We start from the raw sequence: 20,991 nt of genomic DNA, 5'->3' as shown, positions 1-20,991 counted from the left end.
GGCGAAGGCGTCCTTGAGATTGCCTTCGCCGGCAAGCCTGGCTCCGACAGGGGCGCGGTGGTCAATAAAAGGAGCGTGCCGTGCTTGCGACGGCTTTGGTGTTGGTGGCGGCGCTGTTGCACGCGGCGTGGAATACCCTGATCAAATTCAGCGCCGAACGGCTGCTGGTGGTGGCCTGCATGGATAGCGTCGCGATGCTGTTTGTCGCCCTGATGCTGCCGTTCGTGGCGCTGCCACCGATTGAAATCTGGCCATGGATTCTGGCGTCGGCGGCGTTCGAACTGCTCTATCGCTATCTGCTGATCCAGGCGTATCGGGTCGGCGACCTCGGGTTGGTCTATCCGTTGATGCGTGGGCTGTCGCCGCTGGTGGTGCTGGCACTGACGCTGATCTTCGCTGGCGAAGTCCTGACAAATCAGCAGATTTTCGGAATCCTGTTGATTCCGTTTGGCATGCTGTGCCTGCTCTGGCAGGGCGGTGGTGGTGCGCGTCTGCCGTGGTCGATGTTGCCGGTGGTGGCGCTGATCGGCCTGTGCATCGGCTGCTACACCTTCATCGATGGCCAGGCGTTACGGCGCTGGTCGCACCCTCTGGACTATCTGGTCTGGGTCACGTTGCTCAGCGCTTGGCCGTTCCCGTTGCTGGCGCTGGTAAGCAAGCGCACGGCGTTCATGCTGTTCTGGCGTGAACAGTGGCGACTGGGGCTGGCGGTCGGGTTCTGCGTGTTGTTCAGCTACGCTTTGGTGCTGTGGGCAATGCAACTGGGGTCGATTGCCGAAGCGGCGGCGTTGCGCGAGATCAGCGTGATTCTGGTGGTGCTGTTCGGCATGCGTTACCTGAAAGAACCTTTCGGCAGGCCAAGGCTCTTAGCCTGTGGGCTCGTACTGATCGGTATTTTGGTCATGAAGTTCTAACGGGCACTCAACATTCCAAAACTGAAGAAAGGACTGCTTTATGACGGTTGCTCTGTGGTGCGTTTTGATCGCGATTTTCCTGCCCTATCTCTGCACGGTCATCGCCAAGGTCAGTGGCAGGTTCAGGCTGCAAGACAACCATGACCCCCGGGACTTTCTCGAGTCGCTCAATGGTCTGGGCAGGCGCGCGCATGCGGCGCAACTGAACAGCTTTGAAGTGACCCCGGCGTTTGCGATCGCGGTGATTGTTGCGCATCTGGTGGGCACGGCGCAGTTGGTGACGGTCAACGTGCTGGCGGTGCTGTTTATCACCAGTCGGCTGCTGTACATCATTTGCTACCTGGCGGACTGGGCGATATTGCGGTCGCTGGTGTGGTTTGTGGGGATGGGGTTGATTGCCAGTTTCTTTGTGGTGTCGGTCTGAAAGTATTGCGGTGATTTGTCTGGCCTCATCGCGAGCAGGCTCGCTTCCACAGTTGATCTTCAGTGAACACAAATGCTGTGTACAACCGAGATCCACCGTGGGAACGAGCCTGCTCGCGATGACTATCTAACTGCAAATACAAGGCTTACGGGGGCCTTCGCCGCATCGGCAACCTGCGGCACTTGCGGCAACGCCGCGCCTTTAGGCCAGAGCATCCAGATCTGCCCTTGCTGTTTCATGTCCCCGGCCAATTGCCCGGCCGCCTCGCCAGTGCCCCAGAACAGATCCGCACGCACTTCGCCGGCAATCGCGCCGCCAGTGTCTTGCGCCGCCACGGGCCGTATCAGTGCAGTACCGTCCGGTTTTGTCGTGGATAACCACAACAGGCTGCCCAGCGGAATGACTTTGCGGTCCACTGCCGCGCTGTAACCGGCCGTCAGCGGAACGTTCAGCGAGCCGCGTGGCCCTTCGTTGCTGTCCGGGTTGCGAGTGAAGAACACGTAACTGGGGTTGCTGCCCAGCAGTTCTGGAATGCGCGACGGATTGGCTTTTGCCCACGTGCTGATGGCGCCCATGGTCACGTCTTCCTTCTTCAGCTCGCCTTGCTCCACCAGCCAGCGCCCGATGGGGCGATAGGGATGGCCGTTCTGGTCAGCATAGGCAATGCGCAGTTGGCGGCCGTCGTCGAGCTGGATGCGACCCGAACCCTGGATTTGCAGGAATTGCAGGTTCATCGGGTCGGTCAGCCACGCAACCACTGGCGCCTTTACCCCATTGGTCTCAATCGTTGCCGCATCGTCGTAAGGCTTGAGCACGCGACCTTCGAGGCGTCCGCGCAGGCGTTTGCCTTTGAGTTCCGGGTAGATGCTGTCCAGCGAGACAATGATCATGTCCTCGGGCACGCCGTACACCGGAATGTTCGCCACTTCGGTCTGGGTCAGGCTGCCCGGGTAGACCGGCTCGTAATAGCCGGTGATCAAACCGTTGGGATTGTCATTGGCGGCGCGCAGGCCGTAGACGTCGAGGTTCTGCTTGAGGAAGCCGCGAATGTCGCTGGCGGTCTGCGGCACATTGGCGGAAGCCGCGCAGGTCGATCCCCAGACCGGGTCGGCCTTGAGTCGGGTGCAGGCGCTGCGCCACGAGCCGAAACCGGCGACCAGGTCGGTGTCGGACACCGCCGGCAATGCTTCCCAGCTGGTACTGGAGTAGGTCGCCAGGGCGTGGGTTTTAGGGGTGTCTTTATCGCCGCCGGTGCAGCCGGCGAGCACGGCCACCATTGGAAGAGTCCACACGAGGTGGTGACGCCATGCCTTGAAACGGCTGTTCATGGAGTAATTCCTTTGTCGGTTGCCTGAGTGCTCCATGCGCTCAAACAACCCGTATTGATAATAGGGCTATTGGTCTTTGCCGATGACACGAGGATACTGGCCGCCGTTTCCCGTGACCTGAAGCCACCATGACTCTTAAAAGACTTTCTGTTGTATTGCTGGCCTGCCTGACCTTGTCTGCCTGCGGTGGCGTTGATCCGAATTCGCCGCTGGGACAACGCAAGGCGATCTTCAAACAGATGCTCAAGACCAGTGAAGACCTGGGCGGTATGTTGCGTGGTCGTATCCCGTTCGACGGTCCGAAATTTGCCGAAGGCGCCGTGAAACTCGACACCTTGTCCCGTGAGCCTTGGAAACATTTCCCGCAAGTGCGTGAAGAAGATCACAGCAGCGCCACGGACAATGTGTGGCAGCAGCAGGCACGCTTCCAGGACATGGTGCGCACCCTTGAAGCCGCCACCGGTGAATTGGTGATTGCCAGCAAGGTTCAGCCTTACAAGGCCAGTAACCTGGGCCCGGCGGTGCAGAAAGTCGAAGATGCCTGTAGTGCCTGCCATAAAGAGTTTCGGGATCATTGATTGGCAATGCATTCCTGTGGCGAGGGGGGGGGCGTTCCGACAAGCCCCTCGTCACAAAAGCTCCCTCGCTCAATTCGGGGGTTACTTGTCCAACTCGTCGAGCGCGTTCTGCAATTCCTTTCGGGACTCGGCAAGTTTGTCTTTGCGCTTGTTGATCTTGTCCGGATCGCCTTTCTTCATGGCCTTGTCCAGATCGGCCTGGCGCTGGCTGACTTCATGCTTGGCGTCGAGCACCTTGTTTTCCCGTTCTTTCTTCAGCGAGGCGTCGGTGCAATGGGTGGTGACTTCGCTCAGGGCCGTTTCGAGGCCAGCCTGCTGTTCAGCATTGCCGTGGGATTTGGCCAGTTCGATCTGATTGATGATTCCCTGTTTCTTGGCGGCGCAGCCGGTCAGCCCCGGGGCTTCTTCGGCGGCCATCAGGGGAGCGGCCATCACGCTGCAAAGGGTCAGCAAGGCGAGTGGTGAAAGAAATTTCATAAAAGCTCCAAGTGCGAAGACAATCGGGTCGATGTGGCGATGGGCGTTTGAGCCCGTCGGCCCCTTTGGGTTCCCGGGCTGCCGGGGCTCGGTGTTTAAAAGCCGTCAATCCCGGCCATACGTAATGTTTGACTCAGTGCCAGGACGTGCGGGTCGCGGAAAAAGGCGCTCAATTGCGCTGCGCGTCCCGGGCCGATACCTGCTTCTGCCTGCCATTGTTCGGTGTTTCTATTCGCCAGTTCCTGCCATGAATCGGCAAGCCGTGCCTGGCCGGTCGGCGGCAACCCCAAGGCTTTGAGCCAGCGAGCGAAAGGGCGTTGCCGTGCGCTGTTGAAGCTGTTTAGAAGACGAGCCGCGCTGCGTTCGCCGAAGCCATCAATGTTAGCAAGCTCTTGAGCATCGAGGGTCAACCAATCCAACAGGCTGTCGAGGCGGCCTGTTTCGAAAAGTTTCTCCCAGGTGCCAGGGCCGAGATGGGGCAAAGCCAGTCCTTGCTTGCCGCTGAGCCAGGTCAGTCGCGCGAGGAATTGGCTCTCGCAGCCTGATGTCGGTTGCCAGCAACTCAAATGGTGAAAGTTTGCTGCCGATGGCACGTTTAATTCAGTGCGTTCGGTACTGCGCAGCACGACGCCATCGAGCCTTGGAATGGTCAGTCCCGCCAGGCTGATGGACACCTGATCCCCAGGGCGGACATCCAGCTCTTCCCAGCGTCGCAGGGAGCTGACGCTTACCCGTTTGATCTGTCGGTCATCCAGCTTCACCGGCGTCAGGTCCAGCACCGGAGTAATCCGACCTGTGCGACCAATCTTGAAGTGGACCTTGCGCACTTCGGCCAGTGCCTGGGCGAACGGATACTTCCAGGCAACGCTCCAGAAGGAGGGGCGCGCCTGCCAGCGTTCGGCCGGTGGTCGCTGGCTCTGGCGCAAAACGACGCCGTCACTGGCGAAGGGCAGTGGCGTGCGATACCAGTGATCGCGCCATCGTTCAGCGTCGGCAAACACCTTGATCGGCTGACTGTAGGGCGCCGTGCCCGGAAAACCCATTTCATCGAGAGCCGCCACGCGCGCCGGCAGGCTTGCCGGACCCTGCGGCCAATCCCAGACAAACAACCCGATACCACCTGCCTGCTCGGCGGTCAGCTCTTTGCGGGCCATCAACCCGGCCACCGTGGAGCGGGCGTTGAGGCTGCCTGCCTTGGCTTGCACATGGTCGTTCAGGCGCCAGTAGAGTTCGCCTTGCACCAGCACATCCAATGGTTGCGGCAGATGCCGGGGAATGGCCGCAATCTGTCGGGCCGAGGCGGTCCAGTCCTGGCCATTGACGCCGTCACCGCGGCTGATCGCCTGATGCAGCGAGCCGTTGCGATAGATCAGCGTCACGGCCACGCCGTCGACCTTGGGTTGTATCCAGATGTCATTGCGCTCGCGTAGCCAATGCTCGACTGCTCCGCCATCACGCAGTTTTTCCAGGCCGGTGTGAGCGATGGGGTGGGCCATCTTGCCGCCCGCCGTGCGCAAGGGGTCGGGCGCCAGACTCAAATCAAAGCACTCACGCCATTCGCTCAATCGCGCGCGGGATTGATCATAGATTTCATCGGCGACCAGCGAGCGTCCGTGGCGGTGATAGTTGTCGTCCCAGAAATCGATCTGTTTTTGCAGGGCAGTGATTTCGTCCAGGGCGCGGGCGGGTGACCAGTCGGGGCAGTCGGCAGCTTTCGAACTCAGGCAAAGCAGGGTCAGGAACAAAGCGGAAAACAGGCGCAGAAGCATTGTGAGCGTCCTTGCTCAGGGGGGATGCTTGAAGGTTAGTCAGTATTTTTTTTAGGAAGGAGTGGGTGTTTTGCCTGGTGTTTCCGGGCTGGATCTTCAGTGAGGGCAAAGCTGGCGCATGACAGGACTAATGTGGGAGCGAGCCGGCTCGCGATGGGGGCGATCCGGTGTAAAGCGAAAACCAATAAAAAGCCCCGCACGGCGAACCGTGCGGGGCTTTTGGTACCGCCAGGAAAGTCTTACAGGCCGGCTGCAGTACGCAGGTCGTCGGCGCGGTCGGTCTTTTCCCAGGTGAACGTGGTGAAGGTGTCTTCGCCCACAGTCTTGGTTGCCGGGGTGCGACCGAAGTGGCCGTACGCAGCGGTTTCCTGGTACATCGGGTGCAGCAGGTCGAGCATGGTGGTGATCGCGTATGGACGCAGGTCGAAGATTTCGCGGACCAGTTTGACGATCTTGTCGTCGCTGATCTTGCCGGTGCCGAAGGTGTTCAACGAGATCGAAGTCGGCTGGGCAACACCGATCGCGTAGGAAACCTGAATCTCGCAACGCTCGGCCAGGCCGGCAGCAACGATGTTCTTGGCCACGTAACGACCGGCGTAGGCTGCCGAACGGTCAACCTTCGATGGATCCTTGCCGGAGAACGCGCCGCCGCCGTGACGGGCCATGCCGCCGTAGCTGTCGACGATGATCTTGCGACCGGTCAGGCCGCAGTCGCCCACAGGGCCACCGATGATGAACTGGCCAGTCGGGTTGATGTGGAACTGGGTGTCTTTGGTCAGCAGTTCGGCAGGCAGCACGTGCTTGACGATCAGCTCCATCACGCCTTCGCGCAGGTCTTTGTACGACACTTCAGGGTTGTGCTGGGTCGACAGTACAACGGCGTCGATACCGACGACCTTGCCGCCTTCGTAACGGCAAGTCACTTGCGACTTGGCGTCCGGGCGCAGCCAAGGCAGCAGGCCGGATTTACGGGCTTCGGCCTGGCGCTGCACAAGCTGGTGCGAGAAAGTGATCGGTGCTGGCATCAGCACGTCGGTTTCGTTGCTGGCGTAGCCGAACATCAGGCCCTGGTCGCCAGCGCCCTGATCTTCAGGCTTGGCACGGTCGACACCCTGGTTAATGTCAGGGGACTGCTTGCCGATGATGTTCATCACGCCGCAAGTGGCACCGTCGAAGCCGACATCGGAGCTGTTGTAGCCGATGTCCAGAATGACGTTACGCACGATCTCTTCCAGGTCGACCCAGGCCGACGTGGTGACTTCACCTGCGATGATTGCCACGCCGGTTTTAACCAGGGTTTCGCACGCTACGCGGGCGAACTTGTCTTCAGCAATGATGGCGTCCAGCACCGCATCGGAAATCTGGTCGGCGATTTTGTCCGGGTGCCCTTCGGACACGGACTCGGAGGTGAAGAGGGAGTATTCGCTCATCTCGATTTTTTCCTGAATTTACCGATGGTGAGTGTCGCCAGCCGGTCGCTGAAAATGGCGGACCTGGATCTGGAAACCATTACGTAAGCCTACATAGAGGCTTTCCCCGGGAACGAGTCCCGCAGCGGTGGCCCAACGGGCCAAATCGTCCTGTTCAAACCCCAACCACAGATCACCGCAGGCCTCCCTGGCCCAACTCTGGTTGTGGCTACATAACTCTGTCACGAGCAGGCTACCGCCCGGTTGCAGCAAGTCGGCCATGTGCTTGAGTGCTTCGGCCGGCGCGGCGAAATGGTGCAGCACCATGTTCAGTACAACGCAATCGGCCTTGAGGCTCACGCCATTCAATGCATCGGCCAGTTGCAGGCTGACGTTAGCCAGCGTTTCACGTTCGCAGACCTGGCGCGCCAGTTCGAGCATCGCCGGGCTGTTGTCCAGCGCCGTGACCTCGGTGAAGCGGCGCGCCAGTTCCGGCAGAAACTCACCGTCGCCGGGGCCGACTTCAATGGCCGTCGCGCCGTCTCTGAAACTCAGCTTGTCAAGCAGCGCCACCACGCTTTCGCGGTATTGCGGCAGGCCGGCGATCAAGTCTTGCTGGGCACGAAACTTCTCCGCCACCCGTGAGAAAAAGTCCTGGCTGGCCGCCGCTCGTTGTCCATGGACCTGAGCGATCCGCGACTGCACATCGGCCGGCAACGTCAGGTTGTCCACTTCTTCGAGCAAGGCGGCGTGCAGCTTGCCGCCCAGCAGGTCGGTGTGGGGCAGGGCGCGACGGTAGAAAATCGCGTTGCCTTCACGGCGGGTCGCCACCAGGTCGGCCTGGGCCAGGACCTTGAGGTGGTGGCTCATGCCGGACTGACCGATACCGAAGATCTGCGCCAGTTCCAGTACGCCAAACGAATCGTTGGCCAGCGCACGCAATACATTCAGCCGCAGAGGATCACCGCCGGCCTTGCACAGGGCCGCCAGCTCATCGCAATCGTCATGTTGAATGGAAGGCACGCGTAAATTCATAAGGCCAGCAGTCTAGTGACGCTCAGAAATCACCGCAAGGGCAATATCAAAAAGTTTTGATATTGGTCGATAGATGGCACTTCCAGACGTTAGGTTCAGTCAACAAACGAACTGCAGAAAGGTTTCATCAGTCGAAACCGCTGTTAACAATTGGAAAAACGCCTCCAGATGACTATCTGTCATTGCCCCGAGGCGGGTGGGTGAGGGAAAATGCTCGCCTTTTTTCCGTTTCGTTTTATTCACTCTCGATACAGAACCCGCAGGAGAACAGCGATGCCCAGCCGTCGTGAGCGTGCCAACGCCATTCGTGCCCTCAGCATGGATGCCGTGCAAAAAGCCAACAGCGGCCATCCCGGTGCCCCGATGGGTATGGCGGATATCGCCGAAGTACTTTGGCGTGACTACCTGAAGCACAACCCGAGCAATCCATCGTTCGCCGACCGTGACCGCTTCGTGCTGTCCAACGGTCACGGCTCGATGTTGATCTACTCGCTGCTGCACCTGACCGGCTACGACCTGTCGATCGATGACCTGAAAAATTTCCGCCAACTGCACAGCCGCACCCCGGGTCACCCGGAATTCGGCTACACCCCGGGCGTTGAAACCACCACCGGTCCTCTGGGCCAAGGCTTGGCCAACGCCGTCGGTTTCGCCCTGGCTGAAAAAGTCCTGGCGGCGCAGTTCAACCGTCCTGGCCACAATGTTGTCGATCACCACACCTACGTGTTCCTGGGTGATGGCTGCATGATGGAAGGCATTTCCCACGAAGTTGGCTCCCTGGCCGGTACATTGGGCCTGGGCAAGCTGATCGCTTTCTACGACGACAACGGCATCTCCATCGATGGCGAAGTCGAAGGCTGGTTCACCGACGACACGCCTAAGCGTTTCGAAGCCTACAACTGGCAGGTGATCCGCAACGTCGACGGTCATGATCCGGAAGAGATCAAGACCGCGATCGAAACCGCGCGTAAAAGCGATCAGCCAACCCTGATCTGCTGCAAGACCACCATCGGTTTCGGTTCGCCGAACAAGCAAGGTAAAGAAGACTGCCACGGCGCCCCATTGGGTGACGCGGAAATCGCCTTGACCCGTGCCGCGCTGAAATGGAACCACGGTCCGTTCGAAATCCCGGCTGACATCTATGCCGAGTGGGACGCCAAGGAAGCTGGCCGCGCGGCCGAAGCCGAGTGGGATCAGCGTTTCGCTGCCTACTCTGCGGCTTTCCCTGAGCTGGCCAACGAACTGGTCCGTCGCCTGGGCGGCGATCTGCCAGAAGACTTCGCGGAAAAAGCCTCGGCTTACATCGCTGAAGTTGCGGCCAAGGGCGAGACCATCGCCAGCCGTAAAGCCAGCCAGAACGCACTGAATGCCTACGGCCCGCTGTTGCCTGAACTGCTCGGCGGCTCCGCTGACCTGGCCGGTTCCAACCTGACCCTGTGGAAAGGTTGCAAAGGTGTTTCGGCTGAAGACGCCAGCGGCAACTACATGTACTACGGCGTTCGCGAATTCGGCATGAGCGCGATCATGAACGGCGTGGCCCTGCACGGCGGTCTGGTGCCTTACGGCGCCACCTTCCTGATGTTCATGGAATACGCCCGCAACGCCGTGCGCATGGCTTCGCTGATGAAGAAGCGCGTGGTATTCGTCTACACCCACGACTCCATCGGCCTGGGCGAAGACGGCCCGACTCACCAGCCGATCGAGCAACTGACCAGCCTGCGCAGCACACCGAACCTCGACACCTGGCGTCCAGCCGATGCCGTTGAATCGGCCGTTTGCTGGAAACAGGCCATCGAGCGCAAGGACGGCCCTTCGGCGCTGATCTTCTCGCGTCAGAACCTGCAGCATCAGGAACGCAGCGCGCTGCAGATCGCGGATATCGCCCGTGGCGGTTACGTGTTGAAGGACTGTGCAGGCGAGCCTGAGCTGATCCTGATCTCCACCGGTTCGGAAGTCGGTCTGGCGGTTCAGGCTTACGACAAGCTGACCGAGCAAGGTCGCAAGGTGCGTGTTGTTTCGATGCCGTGCACCAGCGTGTTCGATGCCCAGGACGCCGGCTACAAGCAAGCGGTTTTGCCGTTGCAAGTCAGCGCCCGTATCGCCATCGAAGCCGCGCACGCGGACTACTGGTACAAGTACGTGGGCCTGGAAGGCCGCGTGATCGGCATGACCACCTACGGCGAGTCGGCGCCTGCGCCTGCCTTGTTCGAAGAGTTCGGCTTTACCCTGGAAAACATCCTGGGTCAGGCTGAAGAGCTGCTGGAAGACTGATCCAGAAGTAGCGTTATCGGGGCTGAAGTCTTCGCGGGCAGGCCTCGCTCCTACAAGGGATCGCGTTGTTTTCAAGACAACCGAAGACCTGTAGGAGCGAGGCTTGCCCGCGGAGGCGGCAGTCCAGGCAACCTCATTCCCAAGCGTCATCGAGAACCCCATGCCTCAACCGCGTCCTTACAAAGTTGCACTCAACGGCTACGGCCGGATTGGTCGTTGCGTCTTGCGTGCGTTGTTTGAGCGAGGCTCGGCGGCCGGGTTTGAAATTGTTGCAATCAACGATCTGGCTGACATGGCCAGCATCGAATACCTGACACGCTTCGACTCCACTCACGGGCGCTTTCCCGGCGAAGTGCGAGTAGAGGGCGATTGTCTGCATATTAATGGTGACTGCGTGAAAGTCCTGCGCAGTGCCACCCCCGAAGGCATCGATTGGGCGTCCCTGGGCGTCGATCTGGTGCTGGAGTGCTCCGGCGCTTACCACACGCGTGCCGATGGCCAGCGTTTCCTCGACGCCGGCGCACCCCGCGTACTGTTTTCCCAGCCGATGGCCAGTGAGGCGGATGTCGACGCCACCATCGTCTACGGCGTAAACCAGGATTGCCTGACCGGCGATGAGCTGCTGGTGTCCAACGCGTCCTGCACCACCAACTGCGGCGTTCCGCTGTTGCGCCTGCTGGATCAGGCCATTGGTCTGGAATACGTGTCGATCACCACCATTCACTCGGCAATGAACGATCAGCCGGTCATCGACGCCTATCATCACGAAGACCTGCGCCGCACGCGTTCGGCGTTCCAGTCGGTGATTCCGGTGTCCACTGGTCTGGCACGTGGCATCGAACGCCTGCTGCCGGAACTTGCCGGGCGAATTCAGGCCAAAGCCGTGCGGGTGCCGACGGTTAACGTGTCTTGCCTCGACATAACGATGCAGACCGTCAGCGACACAGACGCCACCGAGGTCAACCGGATTCTGCGCGAGGCTGCCACCAGCGGCCCGCTCAAAGGCCTTCTGGCCTACACCGAGCTTCCCCATGCAAGCTGTGATTTCAACCATGACCCACATTCGGCCATCGTCGATGCCAGTCAGACCCGAGTTTCCGGCCCACGGCTGGTGAACATCCTGGCCTGGTTCGACAACGAATGGGGTTTTGCCAACCGAATGCTGGACGTTGCAGAACACTATCTGCAAACAGCTATTTCCAAAAAACAGTAACCCAGGAATTGCGACCCATGACCGTGTTGAAGATGACCGACCTCGATCTGCAAGGTAAGCGCGTACTGATCCGCGAAGACCTCAACGTCCCAGTCAAGGACGGTGTTGTCACCAGCGATGCGCGAATCCTGGCTTCGCTGCCGACCATCAAGCTGGCCCTGGAAAAAGGCGCGGCCGTGATGGTCTGCTCGCACCTTGGTCGTCCGACCGAAGGCGAATTCTCGGCCGAGAATAGCCTCAAGCCAGTCGCTGACTACCTGAGCAAGGCCCTGGGCCGCGAAGTGCCGCTGGTCGCCGATTACCTGGGCGGCGTTGACGTGAAAGCGGGCGACATCGTGCTGTTCGAAAACGTGCGCTTCAACAAAGGCGAGAAAAAGAACGCTGACGAACTGGCCCAGCAGTACGCCGCCCTGTGCGATGTGTTCGTGATGGACGCCTTCGGCACCGCTCACCGCGCCGAGGGTTCGACCCACGGCGTAGCCAAGTTCGCCAAAGTCGCGGCCGCTGGCCCTCTGCTGGCTGCTGAGCTGGACGCACTGGGCAAAGCCCTTGGCGCCCCGGCCCAGCCGATGGCTGCCATCGTTGCCGGTTCCAAGGTCTCGACCAAACTCGACGTTCTGAACAGCCTGAGCCAGATCTGCAACCAGCTGATTGTCGGCGGCGGTATCGCCAACACCTTCCTGGCCGCTGCCGGTCACCCGGTCGGCAAGTCGCTGTACGAGCCGGACCTGCTGGACACCGCTCGCGCCATCGCCGCCAAGGTCAGCGTGCCGCTGCCGGTCGATGTCGTGGTGGCCAAGGAATTCGCTGAAAGCGCGACCGCCACCGTCAAGCTGATTGCTGACGTAGCCGCCGACGACATGATCCTGGATATCGGCCCGCAGACCGCGGCGAATTTCGCCGAGCTGCTGAAGTCGTCCAAGACCATCCTGTGGAACGGCCCGGTGGGCGTGTTCGAATTTGACCAGTTCGGTAACGGCACCAAGGTGCTGGCCCAGGCCATCGCGGAAAGCTCGGCATTCTCCATCGCTGGCGGCGGCGACACCCTGGCTGCCATCGATAAATATGGCGTTGCCGACCAGATCTCCTACATTTCTACCGGCGGCGGCGCGTTCCTCGAGTTCGTGGAAGGCAAGGTCTTGCCTGCCGTTGAAGTCCTGGAAAGCCGGGCCAAGGGCTGAGGTCATTCATTTGGCCACGCAAAGGAGTGTTCTCATGGTCAAGCCATTAGCGCTGTTGATCGCCGCGGGTATGCTGGTGGCTTGCGGGAGTAACCCGAAAGCCAAGCCGGAACCTGCGCCGCAGTCAGTGGAAAAAGGCTGCTACCAGGCCGACTGGCAAGCGGAAACCAACCCGGTGATCAACAAGCGTTCCGGGCCTGATGGCCTGGAGAAATACGAGACCCAGACCCCGGCCAAGGAACATGGTTGCCCTTGACGGGTCAGACACTTTACTCAGGGCTGGCGGCGTGCGCCGTCAGTCGAGGAACATGGATGAAAGGTTTTATCGCCGTTACGGCGTTGGCATTGCTGGCCGGTTGCTCGAATTTCAACCTGTTCAAGCCTGCCGAATCGACGGACAACTGGACCACCTGGACCTGCGACAGCCAGGCCAAAGTGCTCTGGCGCTACACCGACGACAGCCGCAAGGAAGTCGACGTGCGCCTCGGCGGGGCCGATCAGGTCTACCGCTTGAAGCTTGAACCGGGCGCCGAAGGTTCGCTGTACAGCAACGACATGCTGGCGTTTCACGTAAAAGGTGAGGAAGGCCTGGTGTACTGGGTCGCCACCAATGATTTGATTGGCCGCGGTTGTAAAGCGCAGTAATTGAAGGCCTGTGAGAAACCTGTAGGAGCGAAGCTTGCTCGCGAAGACGTCATCACATTCAACACATGGGGCGTCAGTTAAACCGCTTTCGCGAGCAAGCTTCGCTCCTACGGGAATTCGATGGCTTGTAGAGATTCAGGCAACACCGAATTCGCAGCCCGGGCCAACCCCCGATCTGCAATAACTTGAATAGCCGCCGCCGCTCCGGCAGGCTGGCACGATTAACGACCCAAACCGGGAGAGACACACACAATGGCACTTATCAGCATGCGCCAGATGCTGGACCACGCAGCCGAGTTCGGCTACGGCGTTCCAGCCTTCAACGTCAACAACCTTGAGCAGATGCGCGCCATCATGGAAGCCGCTGACAAGACTGACTCCCCGGTGATCGTCCAGGCCTCGGCCGGTGCTCGCAAATACGCCGGCGCACCGTTCCTGCGTCACCTGATCCTGGCCGCCATCGAAGAATTCCCGCACATCCCGGTGTGCATGCACCAGGACCACGGCACCAGCCCTGACGTCTGCCAGCGCTCCATCCAGCTGGGCTTCAGCTCGGTCATGATGGACGGTTCCCTGGGCGAAGACGGCAAGACCCCGACCGACTACGACTACAACGTCCGTGTCACCCAACAAACCGTGGCCATGGCTCATGCCTGCGGCGTCTCGGTAGAAGGCGAGCTGGGCTGCCTGGGTTCGCTGGAAACCGGCATGGCCGGTGAAGAAGACGGTATCGGCGCCGAAGGCGTTCTGGATCACAGCCAGATGCTGACCGACCCGGAAGAAGCCGCTGACTTCGTCAAGCGCACCCAGGTCGACGCCCTGGCCATCGCCATCGGCACCAGCCACGGCGCGTACAAATTCACCAAGCCACCTACCGGCGACGTGCTGGCCATCGACCGCATCAAAGAAATCCACAAGCGCATCCCGAACACCCACTTGGTGATGCACGGTTCTTCTTCGGTTCCGCAAGAGTGGCTGGCGATCATCAACCAGTACGGCGGCGACATCAAAGAAACCTACGGCGTGCCGGTTGAAGAGATCGTTGAAGGCATCAAGCACGGCGTGCGTAAGGTCAATATCGATACTGACCTGCGTTTGGCTTCCACCGGTGCGATGCGTCGGTTGATGGCGACCAACCCGAGCGAGTTCGATCCGCGCAAGTTCTTCGGCGCGACTGTGACTGCCATGCGTGATGTGTGTATCGCTCGTTACGAAGCATTCGGTACCGCTGGCAACGCTTCGAAGATCAAGCCGATCTCGCTGGAAGCGATGTACCAGCGTTATTTGAAGGGTGAGTTGAACGCTAAGGTTAACTAAGTTTTTAGCGTTTGAGTCGCATAAGAAACCCGCCGAGAGGCGGGTTTTTTGCTTGTAAGGAAGTCGTAATTGATTCGATTTTTCTGTCTCGATAATGTTTATCTTGTACGACCTTGATTTTTGGAATAGTTCCTAAGTGGTCGCGTTGTCTTGGTATTGTTGCGATAGCATGTGTTTCGCGCTTTTTGTTATTTCGAAATTGTATAAATAACTGTAATTTGTTACAGGTGATCCGCAAGTTATTTTGACATATCGTTCATATGCCGTATCCAAGGGGCAAGCGATGTGAATGAACTCATTTCGCTAGCTCTGTTGATTTGCAATTATGGAGATTAATATAATGTTGAATGGAGCATATGAAGGCGGAGATGGTGACAGCAAAGCTATTCTGAAGATCACAGACTCAGATGCTAGTCGCGATATTATAAATGGCGGAACATATGAGTATGCGGGGAAGGTCTATGATGTAAGGGGTAATTTTTATTATATGAGTCAGCCCAATACAAAGGTTGTTATTAATCTGGTATTGGCATCTCGTGACGACTCTCCGAGTTATGAGATGAAATTAATGTCGCCTGATAAAACTTATTCACTGCTGCAAGGTACTGTTTCGTATTTTGGCGGCGGTGCCACGGTGTTTAGTGCAAGTCTTGGAAAGACAGCATAAATGAAGATCTGAAAAAAAGGGGACGGATCTATTTGACCGTCCCTTTGTTTGCTCTCTGAAAGTCGTTTTCTTTAACTTAAAGGGGACAGATTTATTTAATAATCGTCCCCGGCGTTCTTCTGTTCGAGTCGTTTTGCAGGTCTGCCTTGAACTCGATGTGAGATTCGCAAACCGGTGATTTTTTCAATCTCATCTGTGAATCGGGGATTGCCCGTCAGCTGTCCGCGCTGAAGGGCGCCTCTGATCAACTGCAACTCTGTGGAAGGAATCGTTTGTTCCATAAATGAGGTATAGCGGGCAAGGCGCTCGGCGTGAGTGTTGCCCAGTTCGGTAAAGCAAAGATCTTCATCAAGCCAATGATTTCCGGCTGCTTCGTTGAGGCGAAGGTGCAGACTCGACCAAGGGTAATCCTGTGCACGCTGTACCATTTGCGCTCGCACCGGATTTAGCTCTATGTATCGAATACAAGCCAGCAAATAGGTGTCGGTCTGAACCACGCTGGATTTGTATCGGCTCTCCCACAAGGTTCCGGAGCGTCCTTCCAGCTTGTTGCGATAGCGCGTCATGCGGCCTGCCAGGCCTTTCATCAATTGTCCGAGACTCGCAACGGAGTTACCTGGTGCGAGTAGTAGATGGACATGATTGGTAATCAAGCAGAAGGCATAGACTTTAACGTCGTATAGCGTTTTGAGCTCTCGCAGATCTTCGAGGTAGCGCTGGAAGTCGCCTGGCTCGGCGAACACGACCTGCCTGTTGTGGCCTCGTTGCACGACATGATGCGGATAATTGGGTAAAACAACTCGTCCCATTCTGGGCATATAGCCTCCTACGTCCTTGTAGTGATGGGTGAAGCATAGCAGCAGATAATCGATTAAATAAATCTGTCCCCTTTGTTTAAAGTCAGGGCGCGCTGCGGGCCGGCTGTGAGTATTTCGGTCCGCCATGATTTTTATCTTGATTTAAGTAAAAACCCGCAGTGATGCGGGTTTTTATTGCCTGATTTTTACTGCTGCTTAGGTGTATCAAATCCGCGCTGTTCAATGACCCCAAAAACGTCGGCGACGTCCTGAACCATGCTCCGGGCAATGTTGGTGACGGTGTTGATGTCGTTCTCGGCGTAGTCCGGCAGGCTGGTGCACGCCATCAGATTCAAATATTTGAGGACGGCGTTGAGGCGTTCGCTGACGCAGTTGTGGAGTTCGCGTAATGGGGCGTCGTTGTCGATGAGCAGGACGGGGTAGTCGGGTTCGCAGACCGAGGATACGAGGAACCCGGCAGACCCGAAGGTCTCCCACACACAGCCACCATAACAAAGGAGGGCGAGCGTTTACGTGCCCCTTTTTTCGAGGCGCTAGGTTACTACACGTATCGTCAGGGCTGCGAAACCCTATCGCTAACAATGTCAGCGACAGGCCAACTTTAGAAGACAGCGATTCGGGTAGCCGCAACCGGGCTGTAGGACGTGTATGCGGTCATTGTGGCAAGGGCACTCGTTCCCATTCGGCGACGTGGGCGCCGTGAATCGGTGGCGTGGTGTGTCTGTGGGAATCAGGTGGCAGGATTTGGGGCTACTTCGTAGCCCAGCGGGAGCAAGCTCCCTCGCCACAGTCAGAGGCGTCCTACGCGTTTTTCGGACGATGTAGCAGCTGTCGAGATTGAGAGGACTTCATCCTCGAACGCAGCCTCGCATTGCTCGACAACTGCTACAGGGGCAGAGGTGTTCTTACTTATCGTGATCAATATCCAACTTGCTGAACGTCACTTTCCCACCTTCGCTGGTGTACCCAGTGTGGTCTTGCACATAGACCCCGGCCTTGAAATACAGCGGCTTGTCCCGCCACGTCGCGCTGATGTCGGTGTCCCACTGATACCCCGCCGCACTGATGCCCAGCGCGCCGCCCGGGCTCAGATGGATGAGGTAGGAGAACTCCCGGTCAAGTTTCACCCCGGTGGCGATGGTGATGATCCGGCCTTCGTCGTCATCCGGGCGCATGCGCACCTTGGCGACGATGTTGCCCGATTGCGTGCTGGTCTTGTACTGATACTCGAGCTTCACCATGGGTTTCTGGCTTTCATAGGCGTGGATCTGGCCGATGACGATTTTGCCTGTGCTCGGTACCTGGTTGACTGCGAGGGTGGCGCGCAGGGAGTTGTCGGCGTCCGGGTAGAGCCAGTTTTTCAGGGTGCCGTTGCTGTAGGTTTCGCGCAGTTCGGTGCGGGGGTATTTTGCATTTGCAGTTTTGGAGCCGGTGACCGGGGACCAGAAAAACAGGGTGCCGGTGTCGGAGTGGAAGTATTGATCCTTGAAGCCGTTCACCAGTTTGGGGGTGTCAACGGTGTACGGCGGACTGCCGACAGGAACGCTAAGGTTCCAGGTTGCGAGATCGATCATAGTCAAAAGCTTCCACGATTTTTTTTGCTGCACGACCGTGCCAGAAGCTCTGGCGCGGGCATTGGGGGCCATCCTTATAAGCGTAGAAGTTCAATCTGTTAATGCGAAAATGACAGATGGATGGCGTCAAAATCCTGTCAAAAGGCCATCTTCCCCGGTTTCAGGGGGCTGTAGAAGCGACCGTTAGTCGGCAAATGTACGTGATGGTTAAATGATGGCGCACTGGCAGCTTCTGCTTTTGCGGATCCCGGTCTAGAGTGAAGGCTCAGTATTTGGCCGGTTTTCACGAGAGACTGGCCTGACGCCCCGAAATAAGAGAAGCAGCATGGAATGCGCGCACCCCACGCCAGCTGAAGGCAGCTCGATCCTTTTAATCGTCGATGATTACCCTGAAAACCTGATCAGCTTGCGCGCGTTGCTCCAGCGCCAGGATTGGCAGGTCATTACCGCAGCTTCCGGTTTCGAAGCGCTCAGTCTGTTGCTCGAACACGATGTCGACCTGGTGCTGCTGGATGTGCAGATGCCGGGCATGGATGGTTTTGAAGTGGCGCGCCTGATGCGCGGCAGTCAGCGAACCCGTCTCACACCGATTATTTTCCTGACCGCTAACGAACAGTCCCAGGACGCCGTGATCAAGGGCTATGCCAGTGGTGCGGTGGATTACCTGTTCAAGCCGTTCGACCCGCAAATTCTCAAGCCCAAAGTTCAGGCGTTGCTCGAGCATCAACGCAATCGCCGTGCCTTGCAGCGCCTGAGCCACGATCTGGAGGTCGCTCGCGCGTTTAATGCCTCGGTGCTGGACAACGCCGCCGAAGGCATCCTGGTGGTGGGTGAGGACGGTGTGATCCGCTTTGCCAACCCGGCGATGTCCCGGTTGCTCAATGCCACGGTGCAAGACCTGCAAGGCAAAGAGTTTCTGGATTTCCTGCAAAAGCCGCACATCCCGGTCTGGGCGGACTCTGACTTTTATACCGGTTACCGGCGCGGCGAAACCCTGCGCCTGCACGACGCGTTGCTGCGAACGGCGCCCGGCCAGCAAGTGCCGGTGGCGCTGTCTTGTGCGCCATTGCCTAGCGAACAACATGCGATGGTGGTGACGGTGCTGGATATGTCGGTGGTGCGCCATCTGCATCAGCAACTGGAATTCCAGGCGGTGACGGATCCGCTGACCGGGCTGCTCAATCGTCGCGGTTTCTACCAGACGGTGGAGAATCTGCTGTTGCGCGGTGAACGGTCCGACAGCGCCTGGGTGCTGCTGTACCTGGACCTCGACGGCTTCAAGCGCGTCAACGATTCCCTCGGCCACGATGCCGGCGACCGGGTGCTGCGCTGGGTGTCCGAGCAATTGAAAGCCTGTCTGCGGCCCTTTGACATTCTGGCGCGCATGGGCGGCGATGAGTTCACGGCGCTGCTGGATCTGGAGTTCCCGGAGCAAGCGGCGAAGATCGCCGAGAAGCTCATTGAGCGGGTGTCGATCTGTCAGCAGATTGATGGTCTGGATATCGCCTTGGGCGCCAGCATCGGCATCGCCACGTACCCGGATTGCGGTTCGAACCTCGACGGCTTGCTGCGTGCGTCGGACATTGCCATGTACGAAGCCAAACGGGCCGGCCGTCAGCAATACCGTTTCTACGATCACGACATGAATGGCCGGGCGCGCTCGCGGCTGATGCTCGAAGATAGCGTGCGCACCGCCATTGAGAACCGTGATTTCAACCTCGTGTATCAGCCGCAGGTGGCGATAGACAGCGGGCAGATTCGTGGTTTCGAAGCGCTGCTGCGTTGGCAGCACCCGAGCGTCGGTGACGTGCCGCCGGGGCTGTTTTTGCCGTTGCTGGAAGAGGCGCGGCTGATCAGTCGTCTGGGCAGCTGGATTTACCATCGCGGGGCCGGCCAGCGCAAAGCGTGGGAAACCTTGTTTGCCGAAGACCTGGTGCTGGGCGTCAGTTTGAGCAGCACCCAGTTCGGCATGCCCAACCTGGTCACTGAATTGCGCCAGGTGCTGGAGCGTCACGGCTTGCAGCCGCGTTATCTGGAAGTCGAAGTGACGGAAGAAGCGTTGATGCAAAACCCCGAAGAAACCCGCAAGACCCTGCGCTTGCTGCGCAATCTTGGAGTGCGGGTGGCGCTGGATGACTTCGGCTCCGGACCGTGCTCGCTGGCGCATCTGCGCGATCTGGAACTGGACACGCTCAAGTTTGACCGGCATTTGATCGCCCGATTGCCGGCGTCAGAACGGGACGCGGCGCTGGTGCGCAATGTGATCGACCTGTGCAAGCAATACGGGATGCTGGTGATTGCCGAAGGGGTGGAAACCATCGCGCAATATGAATGGCTGCAAGCCAACGGCTGCCAGTACGTGCAAGGTTTTCTGGTGGGGCGGCCGATGATGGCCGAGGATGCCGGCGACTTTGTGACGCCGTTTGACTGGAGCGCGCTGATCCGCTGAATTCGCTACACTGGCGACCTTTTCGTGATTCGTGTTGCCGACCCTGATGACCGCGTTGAAATACCTCCAGGCCTATCCCGCTGCGTTGCAGGACCAGGTGCGCCAGCTGATCACCGAAGGTCGGCTGGGCGACTACCTGAGCAAGCGCTACCCGGAAAAACACGCGGTGCAGAGCGACAAGGCGCTGTACACCTTCGCGCTGGACCTCAAGCAGGAATACCTGCGCAACGCGCCGGCCATCGACAAGGTGCTGTTCGACAACCGCCTCGACCTGACCCATCGCGCCCTTGGCCTGCACACGACAATCTCGCGGGTGCAGGGCGGCAAGCTCAAGTCCAAGAAGGAAATCCGGGTGGCCTCGTTGTTCAAGGAAGCACCCTCCGAGTTTCTGAAAATGATCGTCGTGCATGAGCTGGCGCACTTTAAAGAGTCGGATCACAACAAGGCGTTCTACAAGCTCTGCGAACACATGTTGCCGGGGTATCACCAGGTGGAATTTGATCTGCGGGTGTACCTGACGTGGCGGGATATGCAGTAAAGGGAGTGTTTGAATGGATGTAAGCAAGACCAAGAGCAGCTTTTATCGCCGGTTGTACGTGGCCTACCTGATCGACAGCGGGTTGGCCAGCAGCGTCCCGGCGCTGACCGAAGCAACCGGCATGCCCCGGCGCACGGCGCAGGACACAATTGCCGCATTGGCGGACCTGGACATCATTTGCGAGTTCGAGCAGGAAGAGGGCGCGCGCAATCATGCGGGGCGCTATCGGATTCGCGAGTGGGGGGCGATTGATCGGGGGTGGATCGAGCGGAATCTGCGGCAGATTAAAGCGGTGCTGGAATACCCGTGATTTGTGGCGTTGCCGATGACGCCTTCGCGGGCAAGCCTCGCTCCTGCAGGTGCGGTGACATCCCTGCAGGAGCG

The 20,991-nt window shown here is 58.7% G+C and carries 21 protein-coding genes; 13 read left to right on the top strand and 8 right to left on the bottom strand.

Features of this window, described 5'->3' with window-relative positions:
• Positions 1-80 precede the first annotated feature (80 nt).
• Together QMX98_RS20535 and QMX98_RS20530 are read left to right on the top strand one after the other, a co-directional pair.
• Positions 81-914, top strand: a complete 834-nt coding sequence (locus QMX98_RS20535) for an EamA family transporter (RefSeq protein WP_010466925.1) — start codon at positions 81-83, stop codon at positions 912-914.
• Positions 915-954: 40 nt separating this feature from the next.
• On the top strand, positions 955-1,338 hold the full coding sequence (locus QMX98_RS20530) for an MAPEG family protein (protein WP_010466926.1): 384 nt from the start codon (positions 955-957) through the stop codon (positions 1,336-1,338).
• Between the two features lie 122 nt (positions 1,339-1,460).
• Here the strand turns inward: QMX98_RS20530 and QMX98_RS20525 are convergent, their stop codons facing one another.
• Positions 1,461-2,666 (bottom strand): MltA domain-containing protein, encoded by a 1,206-nt coding sequence (locus QMX98_RS20525; RefSeq protein ID WP_282411320.1) that lies wholly within the window; start codon positions 2,664-2,666, stop codon positions 1,461-1,463.
• 128 nt (positions 2,667-2,794) lie between these two features.
• Here QMX98_RS20525 and QMX98_RS20520 point away from each other — a divergent pair, with 128 nt between their 5' ends.
• Positions 2,795-3,244 (top strand): cytochrome c, encoded by a 450-nt coding sequence (locus QMX98_RS20520; protein ID WP_282411319.1) that lies wholly within the window; start codon positions 2,795-2,797, stop codon positions 3,242-3,244.
• An 81-nt stretch (positions 3,245-3,325) separates the two neighbouring features.
• Here QMX98_RS20520 and QMX98_RS20515 read toward each other — a convergent pair whose 3' ends face one another.
• The 4 genes from QMX98_RS20515 to QMX98_RS20500 form a co-directional block, all read right to left on the bottom strand.
• A complete protein-coding gene (locus tag QMX98_RS20515; protein ID WP_010466929.1) occupies positions 3,326-3,721 on the bottom strand; it encodes a DUF1090 domain-containing protein in 396 nt (131 codons plus the stop codon).
• Between the two features lie 95 nt (positions 3,722-3,816).
• A complete protein-coding gene (ligB, locus tag QMX98_RS20510; protein WP_221107587.1) occupies positions 3,817-5,490 on the bottom strand; it encodes an NAD-dependent DNA ligase LigB in 1,674 nt (557 codons plus the stop codon).
• Between the two features lie 239 nt (positions 5,491-5,729).
• Entirely contained in the window at positions 5,730-6,920 is a 1,191-nt protein-coding gene (metK, locus tag QMX98_RS20505) for a methionine adenosyltransferase (protein ID WP_010466931.1), read from the bottom strand.
• Between the two features lie 18 nt (positions 6,921-6,938).
• On the bottom strand, positions 6,939-7,934 hold the full coding sequence (locus tag QMX98_RS20500; RefSeq protein ID WP_010466932.1) for a metalloregulator ArsR/SmtB family transcription factor: 996 nt from the start codon (positions 7,932-7,934) through the stop codon (positions 6,939-6,941).
• 273 nt (positions 7,935-8,207) lie between these two features.
• On the opposite strand from QMX98_RS20500, the gene tkt reads away from it, so the two are divergent.
• The 7 genes from tkt (at position 8,208) to QMX98_RS20465 (ending at position 15,228) form a co-directional block, all read left to right on the top strand.
• Complete coding sequence (gene tkt, locus QMX98_RS20495; protein WP_154912929.1) at positions 8,208-10,205, top strand: transketolase; 1,998 nt, start codon at positions 8,208-8,210, stop codon at positions 10,203-10,205.
• A 160-nt stretch (positions 10,206-10,365) separates the two neighbouring features.
• The gene (gene epd, locus QMX98_RS20490; RefSeq protein WP_010466935.1) at positions 10,366-11,418 is read left to right on the top strand and encodes an erythrose-4-phosphate dehydrogenase; all 1,053 of its coding nucleotides are present in this window, start codon (positions 10,366-10,368) and stop codon (positions 11,416-11,418) included.
• A 17-nt stretch (positions 11,419-11,435) separates the two neighbouring features.
• Positions 11,436-12,599 (top strand): phosphoglycerate kinase, encoded by a 1,164-nt coding sequence (locus QMX98_RS20485; protein ID WP_077747250.1) that lies wholly within the window; start codon positions 11,436-11,438, stop codon positions 12,597-12,599.
• Between the two features lie 34 nt (positions 12,600-12,633).
• Positions 12,634-12,855, top strand: a complete 222-nt coding sequence (locus QMX98_RS20480; RefSeq protein ID WP_010466937.1) for a hypothetical protein — start codon at positions 12,634-12,636, stop codon at positions 12,853-12,855.
• Positions 12,856-12,911: 56 nt separating this feature from the next.
• Positions 12,912-13,244 carry an MliC family protein gene (locus QMX98_RS20475; RefSeq protein WP_077747251.1) on the top strand — a complete coding sequence of 111 codons (333 nt, stop codon included), beginning with the start codon at positions 12,912-12,914 and terminating at the stop codon, positions 13,242-13,244.
• A 252-nt stretch (positions 13,245-13,496) separates the two neighbouring features.
• Complete coding sequence (fba, locus tag QMX98_RS20470; RefSeq protein ID WP_008081027.1) at positions 13,497-14,561, top strand: class II fructose-bisphosphate aldolase; 1,065 nt, start codon at positions 13,497-13,499, stop codon at positions 14,559-14,561.
• 340 nt (positions 14,562-14,901) lie between these two features.
• Positions 14,902-15,228 carry a hypothetical protein gene (locus QMX98_RS20465; RefSeq protein ID WP_010466945.1) on the top strand — a complete coding sequence of 109 codons (327 nt, stop codon included), beginning with the start codon at positions 14,902-14,904 and terminating at the stop codon, positions 15,226-15,228.
• 95 nt (positions 15,229-15,323) lie between these two features.
• On the opposite strand, the gene QMX98_RS20460 is transcribed toward QMX98_RS20465, so the two are convergent.
• From QMX98_RS20460 to QMX98_RS20450, 3 genes are all read right to left on the bottom strand, one after another.
• Positions 15,324-16,046, bottom strand: coding sequence for a transposase (locus QMX98_RS20460; protein ID WP_282411321.1), 723 nt, complete (start codon positions 16,044-16,046; stop codon positions 15,324-15,326).
• Between the two features lie 185 nt (positions 16,047-16,231).
• Complete coding sequence (locus QMX98_RS20455; protein ID WP_102593722.1) at positions 16,232-16,525, bottom strand: fructose-bisphosphate aldolase; 294 nt, start codon at positions 16,523-16,525, stop codon at positions 16,232-16,234.
• A 426-nt stretch (positions 16,526-16,951) separates the two neighbouring features.
• Positions 16,952-17,620, bottom strand: coding sequence for a polysaccharide lyase family 7 protein (locus QMX98_RS20450; protein ID WP_077747256.1), 669 nt, complete (start codon positions 17,618-17,620; stop codon positions 16,952-16,954).
• A gap of 325 nt (positions 17,621-17,945) precedes the next feature.
• On the opposite strand from QMX98_RS20450, the gene QMX98_RS20445 reads away from it, so the two are divergent.
• Genes QMX98_RS20445 through QMX98_RS20435 form a run of 3 tightly spaced genes read left to right on the top strand, consistent with a single transcriptional unit; the run spans position 17,946 to position 20,917 of the window.
• On the top strand, positions 17,946-20,069 hold the full coding sequence (locus QMX98_RS20445; protein ID WP_077747257.1) for an EAL domain-containing protein: 2,124 nt from the start codon (positions 17,946-17,948) through the stop codon (positions 20,067-20,069).
• Positions 20,070-20,115: 46 nt separating this feature from the next.
• Positions 20,116-20,607 (top strand): M48 family metallopeptidase, encoded by a 492-nt coding sequence (locus tag QMX98_RS20440; protein WP_010466956.1) that lies wholly within the window; start codon positions 20,116-20,118, stop codon positions 20,605-20,607.
• A 13-nt stretch (positions 20,608-20,620) separates the two neighbouring features.
• A complete protein-coding gene (locus tag QMX98_RS20435) occupies positions 20,621-20,917 on the top strand; it encodes a winged helix-turn-helix domain-containing protein (RefSeq protein ID WP_010466964.1) in 297 nt (98 codons plus the stop codon).
• Positions 20,918-20,991: the final 74 nt, after the last annotated feature.

Origin of the sequence: Pseudomonas sp. PS02303 (genome assembly GCF_029959925.1) — a bacterium.
GTDB lineage: Bacteria > Pseudomonadota > Gammaproteobacteria > Pseudomonadales > Pseudomonadaceae > Aquipseudomonas > Aquipseudomonas mandelii.
This window is presented reverse-complemented; position numbering and strand designations above follow the sequence as displayed.